We start from the raw sequence: 14,931 nt of genomic DNA, 5'->3' as shown, positions 1-14,931 counted from the left end.
CTTGGAAATTAAAAGTGTAAATTGAGAAATACCCGCATAAATCAATTGATTATATGCGGGCTGTTACAATTAACAATTATTTATTATCGACATAAGGGGGTTCTGATTTCTCTTCGAAAGGATCCACTGCATACATCCTCCAAACCATTCTTACAGTATCGTCTGACTGTGCTTCTAAGAGGTTTGATTGTGCTTGAGATACTTCCTCTTCAGTTACTTCATTAGCAATCTCAGACAACAAGCTATCAAGAGATGGACTCTGCATGAAAATTACCCTCCTAATATTTTGGTGTGATCCGGATCAATTCTTATATTAACAGAAAAGACTAAATTTGTAAATATTTTTATGTAGGTAATTTGCATCATTTTCCAAATGGTAATACTGCTATTAAAGAAAGAAAATAGAAGGACATATGATTAAAATAATCTTTTAGTGTCTTTGAAAATACACGAAATGGAATATGATATTCAAATTTGCTGAGCAAGTACAACTTTATCTGATACCTGAATCCGTGACGAAAATATAACAAACGCCGTTAATAGGTAGATTTCCCAAGAGTAAGGATATAGTAGTGTCCGACTATTCGATAAATGCACTTTTAGTGATTCAGTATGTAAAAATTTCCCTGTTTCATTCGTTTTTGTGCACGCCAAATAAATCTGCAAATTTCCATTTTTTGCAAGTTTTCGTTTTTATTTCTTTTTTCCTAGTAGTCTATTGATCGGGATGTTTAGTAAAAGGCTTGATACAAACGAGTAAAGACCGGTAACCATTTGTTGGTCTCCGCGACTTTTAATTTCCATTGCCGGCCACGGAAAACCAGCTTTGAGGCCAGTGTGATCATATTCTGGATGACGGTTCGGATTCTTCTTCTTGTTGTTTTCTTTTTCAATGGCGTATCTTGTTTTTTCAAGCTTTCTTGTCCAATCAAGCGAAGCAAGTTATACGCAAATACACCGAAATGGAGCACAAGGCCATTCGTTTCATATTTGCCTGACGGCAGCCGTTCGAGATCCAGTTCTGATTTAATTTCACTATGGAACTGTTCGCAAGTGCCATGGTTATGATAAAGAGAGATCACCACATGAGGCGGCACTTCAAGGTCCGTCCAGTAGGTTTCAAATTCATACTCGGGAATTAAAAAAATTTGTCCGTCTCTTGAGATGGTTCTTTCGGTCACTTTAAAAACTTTTCGGATGCTTCGCTCCTGGTCCTTAATTTGAATGGTTTCGGGGATGGATCCAAGGTAAACCTTCTTTCCTTCCCGTTCTTCACAACAGATCCCATATTTTCGGGCAATGTACAGCCAGTCCTCAGCTTTTTCCTTACGGGGATTGCGTTTGATAATAAAGCTTGCATGGTTTTCTAGGAGAATAATGAGATTATCCCGGCTGTCATTTCCGGAATCAAGCCTGAAAAGCAATGGCTGATCTGTTAGTTTCCGGGCAGATTGAATGGTTTCCTGGATGAAATTTGGTGTACCTTTTTGGCAGTGGACACTTCCCTTTCGCATCTCAACATGCAGGCAGTAACCTTCCTGTCCCATGTAAGCGAACATAGGGGCATAACCGTCACAGCCTTTATAGGTTCTTTCTACCCCTTCCTTTTTTGTCTTGGAGTTATCGAAAGGGGAGACATCCAGATCAACCGGGATATACGGCTTGTCTTTGGCGTAAACCGGGCTGATTTCCGCATTTGTATGGCGAATCAGATCCAGCGATTCTTCGTGCAAGATCGTTTTCCATTTTTCCACCAAGGCGGCCTGGTCCAATCGTTGCCTGAGAGTCGGGCTGGAAGGAACCCTCTGGATATCCAAAGCCAGTGCAAAAAAAGCATCATCACGGAAGGTTTCAATATTGTCATAATCACTTTTTCCCTGGCAAAGCAAGCCGATATAAGATTTAGCCACATCGCCATTGGAACAAGCCGGATACCGGGAGATATCAGGGAGTTTATAGGCATTCAACCTGGAAACTAAATTCGTTTGATTTAGTAAATTTCCTACTATCGCTAAGCCAGCTTGGGCAACAATTCGTTCTTTTGTGGGTTCTATCACAAACTTTTTCATGAGATCACCTGAATGTGGAATGAATTTAATTTGTCTGATATACCAATTATACTAAATTTTATGCGATTTGTTTGCCTTTAAGCGGAAATTTCGTCACGGATTCAGGTAAGTGTTAAATTTTTTTAAAAATTTTGTTGACGCTTACCGGTAAGAATGATATTATCATATTAATAATTTTGAACGTGTTAAAAAAATAATACGGGGTGATTTTTTTGATAACAAAAGTTAAACGTACTAACGACTATCCAATTCCATTTTCTGATGGCGATAAAAATTTTTTTGACTCTACGTATCAACAAGTTTATTCTCAACTACTAGACAGAGAAGTAGATGACCAAATTAGATTTTTAAAAAGGAATCTTTTAAATGAGATAGAGAATCCTCATATTCTTGATTTTTGTTGTGGGCATGGCAGACATTTATTGAGATTATGGAGAGATGGTTATAGTGTGCATGGCCTTGATATTAATGAAGATTATCTCAAACTTATAAATCAAAAAACCAGTGGTGAAGTAACAACTTTTTTAGCAGATGGGAGATACTTTAAATCAGAACAAAAATACAATGTTTTACTTAATATGGAAACATCAATTGGATATTTAAACGATGATGAAAATTTTAAAATGTTAGAGTGTATGTATTCTTGCTTAAATTCAAACGGAAAGCTTCTCCTTCATCTTGCAAATAGAGAGTATTTAATTAAAAATTTCAATCCCTTAGTTTGGTTTGGAAACGAACAAATAGGGTTTTCTTTAGAAAGGAGGACTTTGGATTTACAAAGCAGTTCATTAAGTATTAATCAGACTAGAATTATAGACAACAAAGTCACTAAATATAATCTCAAACTAAGATTATACAGCTTAAGCGAGATTGCAAGTTATTTAAAACAAGTAGGATTTAATATTGAGAATGTTTTTGGTGATTTTAGTGAAAGTAAATATTCAATAGAGTCTCCTAGTATTATTTTAATTTGTACTAAATAATTAAAGGAGGTGAGAATAATGCTGGAAAAACAATTTGAACAAAGAGGCGTTGTTATTATCATTATTCCTGACTGATTTAAGTGTAAAAAGGTCATGTGCTCTAATTTTTTCTGCACATGACTTTTTAAAAAGTTTCGTTTTTTTCATTCTAATACGTATTAATGTATAATTACATATTGTAAAAATAATACGTTTAGGATGTGTTTATGTATGGACAATGTTTTCTATGTAAATAATCTAAATCAATTAAAAGCCTTAAGTGATCCCTTTAAGGTAAAAATTTTATGGGAAATAGACGAAGTACCCAAAACGGGGAAAATGCTCGCCGATCAATTACATTTATCTCCGTCAAAAGTAAGATATCATTTAACTGAACTCGAAAAAGTTGGGCTTATTAAAGTTGATAGAACGGAGGAAAAAAACGGTATTATCCAAAAATTTTATCGTACAGTTGCAAAGGTTATTTCTCTTGAGAAGGTAACTCCATATATAAATAAAAATAATGCAACGCTCAGTGCAGGATTAAAGGAAAGTATGATGATATCTTTAAACAGATCAGTACAAGTATTGGCGGAACAGAAGATCGTCGATGTTTCTGATATGAATCAAGTTACGGGAGATTATTATCTAAATAGGGAAGAAATTGAAAAGCTGAAGATATTGTTAAAAGAAATATATTCGCTCTTAAAGGATGTAAACCAAAAAGATTTAAATCAAGAAAAAGAAGGTGAAAAATATCACATCAACTTAACTGTTTTTAAAAATAGTTAAAACGGGTGGTGAGTATAGTTTTGATATTACTTAAACAGCAATCCTCCTTCTATTTTTTTTTAGGCCAATTTATTTCACGCTTTGGTGACGGAGTAACTACTACTATTATTTTGTATATTATTGGAACTATGTCGGAAGATCCTTTTTTAATTGGTCTTGTTCTTTTTGCACAATATGGTCCTATGCTTTTATTTGGATTTTTTACTGGAACAATAGCAGACAGATTTCCTAAACATTATCTAATGATCGGAACTGATTTATATCGGGCCCTTGTTATGCTAGCCATGGTTTTCTCAACACATTTTATTTGGTTATTAATTGTTTTAGTTTTCCTCTCTGGTATTGGAAATTCAATTAATTATCCAGCCAGATCTTCATTTATTCCTCATTTAGTTGGGGAACAGCATATTACAGAAGCTTTAAGTATTTCTCAAAGCATTAATTCAATTATGCAAATTGCCGGACCAGGTATAGCAGGGATATTGCTTGTTCTTGCATCTCCCTCCAATATACTCATGATTGATGTTGTAACTTTCTTGTTATCAGCACTTTTTACAGGTATCACCGTCAAATTGATTAAATATAAACAAACATTCAGCGAAAATCATCGTCCAAATCCATCAATATGGAGCGCTGCAAAAGAGGGGATAAAAACAGTTTTTGAATTGGCACCACTTACATTTCTCATTGCTTTGATCATGCAACTTATGTTTGCTGTGGGTATTTTTAACACTACATCTACTTCGTTATTGCTGCAGGTGTTCGATGTTTCCAGTTTTCATTATGGCATGATTGAGGCTATGGTAGGTGCAGGTGCATTCATAGGTGCTGCAATGGGCCCATTTTTGTTAAGACATTTCAAGCCGGGTCATCTCCTCTTTTTTTCAACAGCCTTAATGGGTGTATGGATGATTTTGATTGTTCCTTTACACCAGTTTTCTCACGTTTATACTATTCCGTCTTTATATGTTTGGGTCTCCATAATCGGATTGATTAATGCGTTCCTCAGTATCCCAATAAGCAGTTTGTTTCTTGGTCTAACGCCAGATATTTATAGAGGTAGAGCAATGGCTATTTTACAGATGTCGTCTAATACTGGATTGCTACTAGGGATAGTAATTTCGGGACTACTTTCCAAATTTTGGGGGTCCATATTCGTAACTGCCATTTCCGGTACTTTACTAATTCTAATTTCGATCATCACAATTAATATGAGGGGGTTCAAGGCACTCCTAACGATTGATAAGAAAGTAAAGAAAGAGCCTCTGCCAAAATAAAAATATACCCTTGAGCGAGGCTCTGGAAAATTAATTATCCCGATTTTTTTGCCTTTTCATCCAGATTTTCAATTCAATAGAAGTAAAACGGTCATTTTCCTTCAAAAAAAGGGCATACGTATCCCGCCTTCACAAAATGGGTTTTTTTCACTACCCTTTGTGGAAAGGAAACGCTCATTTTACTTATTCACATATCCACCTGTGAATAACTTAATTTGCTCTTTGCAGTCGATTGCGTGTCCATCCACAATTGGCCTTTCCAGTCTGATAGTACGCCATATTTGCCATGATATGCATAGATATCATGCATCGATCTACATGAGCTTCAACTGCCTGTTTCCCACGCTTGTGAACACGACGGAGACTGTATCCGTCTTTTAGAATGCCAAAGATTCTTTCGATGATCGTCCTGGCACTATATAACACTTCAAATGTGCGACCATGTTGCGGCAACTCGACATCTACTTGAGGCGTTTGATCAAAGTCTATCCTAAATACTCTTCCTTGTGCTGCCCCATTACAACATTCCGCGTGATTCGCTAGCGGGCAGGTGAGACCTTCTTGCTTGGCATTTGGATGAAATACAGGACAAGTGTAAATAAGCCCCCCAACCCCCCGAATCTTCGGGGGGCTCCCATTTGGATGAAATACAGGACAAGTGTAAATATATTGCCCCTTTGCCCGATCAGATCCTCTAAGTTCCATTTTATGTCCACTGATACAGATGGGAGTGCCGTACCGGTTGATTTTTTCAATCCCCCGGGCGGTAGTTGGTTTATCTTTACGGTTCCGTGGATTGATCGGTGCCACCAATTTCGCCTGTAATACATCCTTTGTCACTTTTTGATTTTCCGGCGTTTGGTAGATTCCATCTGCCAGGATAAAGCTCAACTGCTCAGCCATCTCGGGGTGCTCTGCCTTAAACGTTTCCAATGTCGGTTCTAATGTTTTCCCATCGGGTGTATTTCCTTTAAATACTTCCCGCGTCAAAGGCAAACCGGATCTCACCCCGCATACCATTGATAATTTATGCGCAATATAGGAAACTGCATTACTTTTACGCATTACCCCTACATTGTCGTCCGTAAGGACTTTGGGGCAATCGCAATTACCCTCACAAGAACACGTCTTCCTTGTTTTATTCAAGGTTGCTTCTGCCTCTATATGCGATGTATCCACGGCGGCTGCTTCCTCATTCGTTTCAACCACGCCTTCCCCTTTATTATATTCAACAACCAATAGCCGGGCTTTTTCCCAAAGACCATTTGTTGTCATGATTTGATCAAAACGAGCAAAGGAACGGTAGCTCGGAATTTTCTCCGTAAATCCACACATGGTGGCAAATAGCGGGTTTGATTTCACTTGCAAATAGACACTCTCCACCATCACTTCAATATACTGTAAAGAGGCCAGTTCAAAAGCACGAAAAAAGGGCATGAAAGGATGCGGTTTTCTCCCAGTGGAAGGGAGATGAAATAATGAAGACGCAGACTTGTCTTCTTCCTCCGTTATTGAAAATAGTGCCGGTTGTATTTCATTAGAAGGATCATGTGCTCTTTCATTTTTTAGGTGCAAATATAAAAGGGTGTAGTATTCTCGTTCAATCGGCTTAAAAATCTCCCATGGGAAACACATGGATGGAATGACAAATGGTATATCGGCATAGTCTTGCCAATTGTGGGGAATCAAATTTTGTTGTATTGAAAAGTCTCTGGTTTGTGTTAGAATAGAAATAGTCATGAAATCACTCCCTGGATATTTGGTCGTACTTATATCTTAACAAAGGAGTGGCTTTCATGGCTCTTTTTTTTCAAAAAAATCATCCTTTTCCGTTTTACAATATTTACCACAGGAATGAGTAGCTTAATCTATTGAAACCCGACCAAAATGGAAAAATTTAGACACTTATAATAAATAAATTTACCCCATTAAAATCAAAAACTCACAATTTCTTTTTACATTTGTCATAATGTTCATACAAACGTCTTTTTTCTTTAGTGGAATAAATCAACGACCTTTAATTGTCTGACTGCTTACAGTTTCAGGGGATATAGCATTTTGGAAAGCCCTAGTTAACGAAAGAAGTATTGCCGGACGGCACGACAAACAGCTATACGTATGATGCAGTTGGAAACCGGACGCAGGCAACGGTTTTATGAAAAATACTTGAACATCTATTGATCTTTGGAATTCTATTGATAGTACAAATTTATTTAGAAGAACATGAGATTTTGCCGCTACATGCTTTTAAAATAAGAGGCGATTTTAGTTGGACTACATTCCTTTTATAAGGAGCAATCTAAAGAGAGGGAAAAAATATACCGGTATGGCGGTTCTGAAAACGAATGGCCGGATCATCAATTATCGAAAGAAGTATTGCCGTACGACACAACCGGCATATACAGGAAAAGTTCCTCAATGAATCTGTTAAAAAACCAAAAATTGCTCAGACGCCTTCATCGGGGATTGCCATAACGTCATTCAAAAGCAAAAAATCGTGCTGCCGCCAGGGCCGGAAACAGGCCAAGGCGGCTTAGGCACGGGGATTTTCTTTAATCGATCGTTATCAGGCCATCTGTTGCTTTTGCACGGAGACTGGCCATGATTTGTACGCCGGAACTTGTGCCGATCCGTTCGGCGCCTGCTTTGATCATCGCAAGGAACGCTTCGGCGTCGCGTATGCCGCCTGCAGCCTTTACTTTTACGCCGTCCCCGGCAATTTCTTTCATTAACTTGACATCTTCTATCGTGGCCCCGCCTGTTCCAAACCCGGTAGAAGTCTTGATAAAATCGGGCTTCACTTTTCCGGCAATCCGGGCCAGCGCCTCGATTTCATCTTTTTCCAAATAGCAGTTTTAAAAGGTCACTTTTGAAATGACGCCTTCTTCCCTGCAAATGCCCGCAATGGTTTCCATCTCTTTTTCAATATAACGGTAATTTTTATTTTTCACTTCAGACCGATTCACGACATAGTCAATTTCGTCTGCCCCGTATTTGATCGCATCTTGTGTTTCAAATACCTTGGTTTCAAGCGTGGTCTGCCCGAGCGGGAAAGAAATGGCTGCGCCGACATGGATATCCGTACCCTCCAGCAAGTGTTTGCAAAGGGCGGTTTGGACGGAGTGGATCGCCACCATTTTAAAATGGAGCTGTTGCGCCTCCCTGCAAAGTGATTCCATTGCCGCTTGATCCGCGAACGGCTTTAAATGGGTATGGTCAATCATCTGTGCCAGCTGGTCGATTGTGTAATGTTTCATATTCTTCCTTCCTTTCATCATCCATCAATATCGTCATAACGCAAATTGCATGTGAAAGGGTTTGTCTATTTTGCGGCAGCGGGCAAAAATGCAATCGCTTTAAAAATGTGTATTAATATCTTTTACATATGGACTAATACAGTTTTGTGCAAAACAAGCATTTTATAATTTTTTTCATGCAAAAACCTTGTTTTTACCGCATATATAGGTTTAATATATAAATGTGAACTTTTTATGAACAAATATAGTACAGATTTATTTTTTACTATAACAGTTTGTATGCCAAATGCCGAAGGGTGCAAGAACAGCGGAGAAAGAAGGGATCATTGGCCAGGTTTGCCGCAATGCGGATAAAGGAATTAGGAGATTGAAAGCCGGCATTTAGGGGATACTAACGAAAAATAAATGGAAAAGAAGGGGATTGACAAATGGCAAAAACGATAGCGGATTTGCTGATTGATTCATTATTAAATGCAGGTGTAAAAAGAATTTATGGGATCGTCGGGGACTCTTTAAATGCAGTGCTCGACTCCATCCGGCGTTCCGGGCGGATTGAATGGGTCGGCGTGCGCCATGAAGAAGTGGCCGCTTTTGCAGCCGGCGCAGAGGCTACCTTAAATAACAGCATTGCGGTTTGCGCAGGCAGCAGCGGCCCTGGAAACTTGCACCTTATCAATGGGCTGTATGACTGCAACCGTTCGCGTGTGCCGGTATTGGCGATTGCCGCCCATATTCCGAGCAGTGAAATCGGAAGCGAGTATTTCCAACAAACACGGCCTGAATTGATTTTCAAAGACTGTGCGCATTTTATTGAAACAGTACAACGCCCGGAACAAATGCCTTTAATGGTAAATATGGCGATGCAACAGGCGGTCGCAAACCAAGGCGTCTCCGTTCTTGTTTTGCCTGGTGATGTTGCAGGCCTGGATGACAACGTAGCAGTGCCGCAAGTACCGGTCCATGTTGCCAAACCGGTCGTGAAACCGTCAGAAGAAGATTTAACACAGCTTGCTTCTTACTTAAACGACGGGAAAAAAGTAACGCTGCTTTGCGGTGCGGGTTGCCAGGGTGCCCATGACGAAATTATGGAACTGTGCAACAAACTGAAATCGCCAATGGTTGTCGCGCTGCGCGGCAAAGAATTTTTGGAATACGATAATCCTTACTTTGCCGGGCTGACAGGTTTGATCGGATATTCTTCCGGCTATGACGCCATGATGGAATGCGATACGCTGCTGATGCTCGGCACAGACTTCCCGTACCGCCAATTCTATCCGAAAAACGCAAAAGTGTTGCAGGTCGACATCCGTTCCGAACATCTGGGACGCCGGACACCGCTGACACTCGGCGTTGTCGGGGATGTAAAAGATACGGTTGAAGCTTTGCTGCCAATGATTCAGGAAAAAGACAGCAGCAAGCATCTTGAAAAACATGTCAAAGCTTATCAAAAAGTAAGAGAAGATCTTGATAAATTGGCTGTTGGCAAACCGGGACGCAAACCGATCCACCCGCAATATTTGACAAAACTGGTCAGTGATTTGGCGGATGAAGATGCCATCTTCACTTGCGATGTCGGTACACCGACATTGTGGGCGGCGCGTTACGTGCAAATGAACGGAAAACGGCGCCTGCTCGGTTCATTCAACCACGGTACGATGGCCAATGCGCTTCCACAAGCGATCGGCGCGGCTGTTGCACAACCTGGCAAACAAATTGTTTCACTCAGCGGGGACGGCGGCCTGTCCATGCTGATGGGTGACATGTTAACGCTCCGCCAACATAAACTGCCAGTTAAAGTCGTTGTCTTTAACAACACGGCATTAAGCTTTGTTGAACTGGAAATGAAAGCAGCCGGCTATCCGGAAACCGGAACAGGCCTTGACAGCCCGAACTATGCAGCCATTGCCGAAGCGATGGGCATGAAGGGGATCCGTGTGGAAGACCCGGCTGATCTGGAAGGGGCACTCCGTGAATCATTTGAACATGACGGCCCGGCCGTGATTGATGTTGTCGTAAACCGCCAGGAATTGTCCCTGCCGCCTAAAATTACGTATGAACAAGCACACGGCTTTACGCTGTGGATGCTGAAAGCCGTATTAAACGGCCGTGCCAATGAATTAATTGATTTGGCTAAAACGAACTTGATCCGATAATCAAAGAAAAAGCCCGGTATCCGTCATGGGAAACCGGGCTTTTTCTTTTAAATAAGGGTTTTTTCGTATTTTTGAATGGTGCTTGTGGCCGCCGAAAAGCTGCCGGAAAAGCGGGCCCGGCAAATGGTATGCAGGTTTCCGCGCACCGCCCAATATTACAGAAGGGGCGCCCCATCCGCCAGTTTCAGGCTTTTGGGGCGCCCCTTTTTAGTTATTCGTTTTCCAAATGGAGCAAATTCAGCAGTTTAAAGAACAGGCTTGCGATAATGGCGACAACTGTTGCAAGCCCCATCCCGCTTAATGAGGCGGTACCGATATTGATCGTTGCGCCGCTTAAGCCGACAGCGAGAACAAGGCAGGTCAGAATCAAATTTTGTGATTTTCCGTAATCCACTTTTTGTTCGACAAGCATCCGCAGGCCGCTTGCCGCAATGACGCCGAACAAGAGTAGAGAGATGCCGCCCATAACCGGCTGCGGAATCGATGAAATGAGCGCCGCCAATTTTCCGCAGAAGGAAAGGATAATGGCGAGGACCGCAGCACCGCCGATCACCCATGTTGAGTAGACACGCGTAATTGCGAGCACACCGATATTTTCGCCGTACGTCGTATTTGGCGTGGCACCGACAAAACTGGATATAATTGTGGAAATTCCGTTTCCGAGCAAAGACCGGTCAAGCCCGGGGTCCTTGGTTAAATCTTTTTTGACAATATTGCCTGTAACGATTAAGTGGCCGATATGTTCCGGAATGATGACGAGCGCTGCCGGCGCAATCATCATGATGTCGGACCAGTTCAGTTTGATTGGATAGTACGTTGGCAATGAAATCCAGGCTGCCTCCTGGACGGGTTTGAGGTCGACAATCCCGAATGCCAGGGAAATCAAGTAGCCGCAAATGATCCCGATTAAGATCGGAATGATTTTAAGAAAGCCGCGCAGGGTGACCCAGCAGACTACTGTAATGGCAAGTGTTAATAAGGAAACCGTGATGGTCTGCGGGTCCGGGCTCCAGTGTTTCACGGAAGCACCCGACTGGACAAGGCCTGCCATCTGGGCAGCGGTCGGGACAAGCTGGAGCCCGATAACGGCTACGATCGCGCCCATTGCAGCAGGCGGAAAGACAACCTCAATCCAGCCCGTGCCGGCAATTTTAACGATAAGCGCAGTGATGACAAGAATAATGCCGACTGCAAGGAATCCGCCCAATGCGTAACTGTATCCGGTAAGGCCCGCATGTTTTGCAAGAACGGCAAATACCGGCGAGATGAAAGCAAAGCTGGACCCGAGATAAGCCGGGATTTTTCCTTTTGTGATCAGGATATAAAGCAGCGTCCCGATCCCGTTCATGAATAAAATGGTCGCAGGATCAATTTTAAACAGGACAGGAACGAGAACGGTTGAACCGAACATGGCAAACAAATGCTGAAAACTTAGCGGCAGGCTTTTGAGAAAAGGTAGTTTTTGGTTAACTTGAATTTCATGCTGTTCCATATTTCTCCCCCTCAATGGATTGGTAAAATGCGAGGCAGGGGTTTTCCAGGAAGTGCCCTTTTGGCAAAAAGAAAGCACCTTGCCCGAATGAAAGCAAGGTGCATGGAAGTGCACATTTATCCGGAACCTTGCCAGCCTCACGGGACTGTTTTAAAGGCATTCATTCATCTTTTGTCCTTGCTATTATGGCAGTTCCAGCCGGGTTTGTCAATTCTTATTTTGCATTTGCCGGCTTTTGAACCGCGGGATGTGCCAAGTTTTCTATCGCCATGGTGCCCCCTTTCCCGGCGCTTTATCGGACTGGTGTTGGCTGTTTAGAAAGTTCTTTTCCCGATAACCTGTTGAGCGATGATTGCCCTCTGGAAAAAGGAGCCATCATACAAATCCTCAAGTCATCTTTCCTTGGAATAACACCACCTTTTAAAAGGCAGATGCTTTACTCTCCGTCCTCTTCGAAACTTATGCGAAGGCCTTTTATTTTTCTTAAACGATCCATTTCATACTGGTCATCGGTCAATATATAAGCCATTTGTTCATGTGCAATACTCACCAGCCATGGATTCTCCGATTTGTAAAAAGAAAGATCCTCAGGGAGTATTGGCTGTTCCCATCCGAACAGGGATTTAGAAAACTTTAGAATTTTATCCTTTGACAGTTCATTTGCGGAATAATAATATACATACGCCGTTTCACCATCCAACTCAGTCCCTGCCCATTTAGATGTTTCTTTCTTTTCTTTTAGAAAAGGATGCAATTCATTTAATACAGGATCGTAATCATTCAGTGGACCAAATTCTTTTCGAATCACCAAATGAAATATATCACATCTTTCAAATGCAAAATCGATTAAATCTTTATATACCTTATTTTTGGGATTTTTGTCTATATATATCAAACTTACCACTCCTCAACTCATTTAACTAGGGGCACCGAAAAAAGAATGGGCACCTGCTAGACGTATGCTTTTTCCATGTTTATACCCAGTAACTGGATGATAATGATAAAATTTGTTCTTGCCATTCGAATCTTTCTCTGCCGCAGTAACTTTTCCTATAGGGCTGGCGCTCTTTGCAATAGATTTAGCACGCTCTTTACTGTCGGACCAAGTATTATCATGGCTTTTCAACCTGCTCACCGCTTTTGATCGGGAAATTCCATCACCAATAAATAAGCCTTTTTTCTTATCAAGGTACGCTTTAAAATAATGATAGTTTTTGTTTCTCTTTTTTATAAACTCGGAGTATGCAATATATGTAGCTCCAGATATGGTTACTGCTAAAGAAGCAGCTAACAAATGTGAAAGTAATACTTCACCTATTTCAACTCCTATCGGAATTAAAAATGCAAACGATGCTTCGGCAACATTATTATCAAAGTAATATTTTTTATCTGTATCTAAGTCGATAAATACTGCTTTAATTTTGTCACCATAAGCATCTTCTATTTCAACAGCATATTTCTTTGTTAAGGTATTGCCACCATGTTCTGTTTCCTTGGAAGTTAAAGTAACTTTGTTTGTATCTTTATCCAACTCTGCAGTTACTGTTGCTTTATCGACATCATCTTGTATTTCTGTTATGTTATTAGAAGTATCATCAGTAAAATCAAAATTTTTCTCAGATATATCACTTTCTAATGTAGCATTATTATACTCAGAATTTCCAGTACTATCTTCTATATCTTTTGACGAGTTTTCACCAAAGTCGATATTATTGCGCTCTGCACTCTCGCTATTAATGTCTGTGCTTACTTTTAATGTGATTGAATTGGCAGTATCAGATACTTTTACTTGACTGCTATCTATACCTTGTTCTTCAAGTGACTTTTCAATGTTCTTAGAATTTATTTCATTCATATTTATGGAGTTATCGGCAAATGTTGCTTTTTGAGGTAAAAGACTCAAGAAAATTATTACTACAATAATGCAACTAATGAAACGTAGACTCCTCATTTTTCTCACCCCTTAATAAATTAACATCCTGTAGTCATACTTTGATTTACATTGAAGCTTTTTAATTGATATGCTTTTCTTTTTAATAGTTGTCATAACCTTCGCATGGGATGTCATATCGTAGCCGCTACCAATTAATAGTGAAAACAATCCTGTTACAAAAGCCGCAGACATAGAGGTGCCGTTATATAAAGAATAGGAATTGTGAATATTGGTACTTAATATATCCTTTCCTGGTGCTACGACATCCACTTTACCTTTCAATGAAAAGTTAAGTAAATTGTAATTCTGATCGAGAGAACCTACTGAAATAACATTTTTATATCTTGCGGGAAAATCGGCATTCCCAATATAGTTATTTCCAGCAGCAGCAACTACAATTATTCCGGAATTTATAGCTTTATTTACAGTTTTTCGTAACATATCAGAATCCGCCTTAAAGCCAAAACTAATGTTAATAATATTGACATGTTGTTCAATACACCAATTTATTCCTTTTACTACTGATTCCAATGTCCCTTTGCCTTTTTCGTCTAAAACTTTAACAGAATATAATATAGAGTCAGGATTTACCCCAATTACACCGATACTATTATCTTGTGCAGCAATTATTCCGGCAACAGCTGTTCCATGTCCCAAAACATCTTCAGTTTTGCTTGAACTTATCGAATTAATTGCATCAAATTCTTTTATAACTACATTTTGTAGATCAGGATGATTTTTTTTAATTCCGCTGTCAAGAATTGCGACTTTAACTCCATTTTTAATATTCAATCCTCTTTTTATTGTTGCCTTTACACCCCATGGAGTTATTTGTTTATTAGCATTTCTTTTAAGCAGGGTAAGATCGTCAACTTGTTTTGCATTCTTACAGTTCTGAAGAGTAAATTCATCAATTTTTAGATGTTTTATGATAAAATGACTTATCCACATTTAGAAAATTTTTCCATCTATTTTTTCTGCTTTCAAAGTCAAAAA

At 40.1% G+C, this 14,931-nt stretch carries 11 protein-coding genes and 1 pseudogene; 4 read left to right on the top strand and 8 right to left on the bottom strand.

Annotated features, from left to right (window positions below; translation table 11 throughout):
- Positions 1-76: 76 nt before the first annotated feature.
- Positions 77-265, bottom strand: a complete 189-nt coding sequence (locus tag NSQ19_RS15240) for a hypothetical protein (protein WP_328196800.1) — start codon at positions 263-265, stop codon at positions 77-79.
- Between the two features lie 466 nt (positions 266-731).
- Entirely contained in the window at positions 732-2,069 is a 1,338-nt protein-coding gene (locus NSQ19_RS15235; RefSeq protein WP_081355869.1) for an IS1380 family transposase, read from the bottom strand.
- 212 nt (positions 2,070-2,281) lie between these two features.
- Here NSQ19_RS15235 and NSQ19_RS15230 point away from each other — a divergent pair, with 212 nt between their 5' ends.
- From NSQ19_RS15230 to NSQ19_RS15220, 3 genes are all read left to right on the top strand, one after another.
- A complete protein-coding gene (locus NSQ19_RS15230; RefSeq protein WP_340703135.1) occupies positions 2,282-3,052 on the top strand; it encodes an SAM-dependent methyltransferase in 771 nt (256 codons plus the stop codon).
- A 210-nt stretch (positions 3,053-3,262) separates the two neighbouring features.
- Positions 3,263-3,823: an ArsR/SmtB family transcription factor gene (locus NSQ19_RS15225; RefSeq protein ID WP_340703134.1), complete on the top strand. Its 561-nt coding sequence runs from the start codon at positions 3,263-3,265 to the stop codon at positions 3,821-3,823.
- A 20-nt stretch (positions 3,824-3,843) separates the two neighbouring features.
- Positions 3,844-5,100, top strand: a complete 1,257-nt coding sequence (locus NSQ19_RS15220) for an MFS transporter (protein WP_340703133.1) — start codon at positions 3,844-3,846, stop codon at positions 5,098-5,100.
- A gap of 210 nt (positions 5,101-5,310) precedes the next feature.
- Here the strand turns inward: NSQ19_RS15220 and NSQ19_RS15215 are convergent, their stop codons facing one another.
- Together NSQ19_RS15215 and deoC are read right to left on the bottom strand one after the other, a co-directional pair.
- On the bottom strand, positions 5,311-6,840 hold the full coding sequence (locus NSQ19_RS15215) for a transposase (protein ID WP_340703132.1): 1,530 nt from the start codon (positions 6,838-6,840) through the stop codon (positions 5,311-5,313).
- 812 nt (positions 6,841-7,652) lie between these two features.
- A pseudogene (deoC, locus tag NSQ19_RS15210) lies at positions 7,653-8,324 on the bottom strand (deoxyribose-phosphate aldolase).
- Between the two features lie 461 nt (positions 8,325-8,785).
- Between deoC and poxB the strand changes: the two are divergent.
- On the top strand, positions 8,786-10,510 hold the full coding sequence (poxB, locus tag NSQ19_RS15205; protein ID WP_340703131.1) for a ubiquinone-dependent pyruvate dehydrogenase: 1,725 nt from the start codon (positions 8,786-8,788) through the stop codon (positions 10,508-10,510).
- 211 nt (positions 10,511-10,721) lie between these two features.
- Here the strand turns inward: poxB and uraA are convergent, their stop codons facing one another.
- The 4 genes from uraA to NSQ19_RS15185 all read right to left on the bottom strand — a co-directional run bounded on the left by uraA (position 10,722) and on the right by NSQ19_RS15185 (position 14,886).
- Positions 10,722-12,002, bottom strand: a complete 1,281-nt coding sequence (uraA, locus tag NSQ19_RS15200) for a uracil permease (protein WP_340703130.1) — start codon at positions 12,000-12,002, stop codon at positions 10,722-10,724.
- 436 nt (positions 12,003-12,438) lie between these two features.
- Positions 12,439-12,897, bottom strand: a complete 459-nt coding sequence (locus NSQ19_RS15195; protein ID WP_019720302.1) for a hypothetical protein — start codon at positions 12,895-12,897, stop codon at positions 12,439-12,441.
- 21 nt (positions 12,898-12,918) lie between these two features.
- Positions 12,919-13,953 (bottom strand): SAR2788 family putative toxin, encoded by a 1,035-nt coding sequence (locus tag NSQ19_RS15190; RefSeq protein WP_019720301.1) that lies wholly within the window; start codon positions 13,951-13,953, stop codon positions 12,919-12,921.
- Positions 13,954-13,965: 12 nt separating this feature from the next.
- Positions 13,966-14,886 carry a S8 family peptidase gene (locus tag NSQ19_RS15185; RefSeq protein WP_340703129.1) on the bottom strand — a complete coding sequence of 307 codons (921 nt, stop codon included), beginning with the start codon at positions 14,884-14,886 and terminating at the stop codon, positions 13,966-13,968.
- Positions 14,887-14,931 lie beyond the last annotated feature (45 nt).

This window comes from Weizmannia sp. FSL W8-1119, assembly GCF_038008605.1.
Taxonomy (GTDB): Bacteria; Bacillota; Bacilli; order Bacillales; family Bacillaceae_C; genus Weizmannia; species Weizmannia coagulans.
Note: the sequence above shows the minus strand (reverse complement) of the source record. Positions and strands in the feature narration are given on the sequence as shown.

Excerpts from the sequence above, each read along its gene's own strand:
- NSQ19_RS15240 (WP_328196800.1), bottom strand. The coding sequence starts at position 265 with ATGCAGAGTCCATCTCTTGATAGCTTGTTGTCTGAGATTGCTAATGAA.
- NSQ19_RS15215 (WP_340703132.1), bottom strand. The coding sequence starts at position 6,840 with ATGACTATTTCTATTCTAACACAAACCAGAGACTTTTCAATACAACAA.
- NSQ19_RS15185 (WP_340703129.1), bottom strand. The coding sequence starts at position 14,886 with ATGTGGATAAGTCATTTTATCATAAAACATCTAAAAATTGATGAATTT.
- NSQ19_RS15235 (WP_081355869.1), bottom strand. The coding sequence starts at position 2,069 with ATGAAAAAGTTTGTGATAGAACCCACAAAAGAACGAATTGTTGCCCAA.
- NSQ19_RS15225 (WP_340703134.1), top strand. The coding sequence starts at position 3,263 with ATGGACAATGTTTTCTATGTAAATAATCTAAATCAATTAAAAGCCTTA.
- uraA (WP_340703130.1), bottom strand. The coding sequence starts at position 12,002 with ATGGAACAGCATGAAATTCAAGTTAACCAAAAACTACCTTTTCTCAAA.
- poxB (WP_340703131.1), top strand. The coding sequence starts at position 8,786 with ATGGCAAAAACGATAGCGGATTTGCTGATTGATTCATTATTAAATGCA.
- NSQ19_RS15190 (WP_019720301.1), bottom strand. The coding sequence starts at position 13,953 with ATGAGGAGTCTACGTTTCATTAGTTGCATTATTGTAGTAATAATTTTC.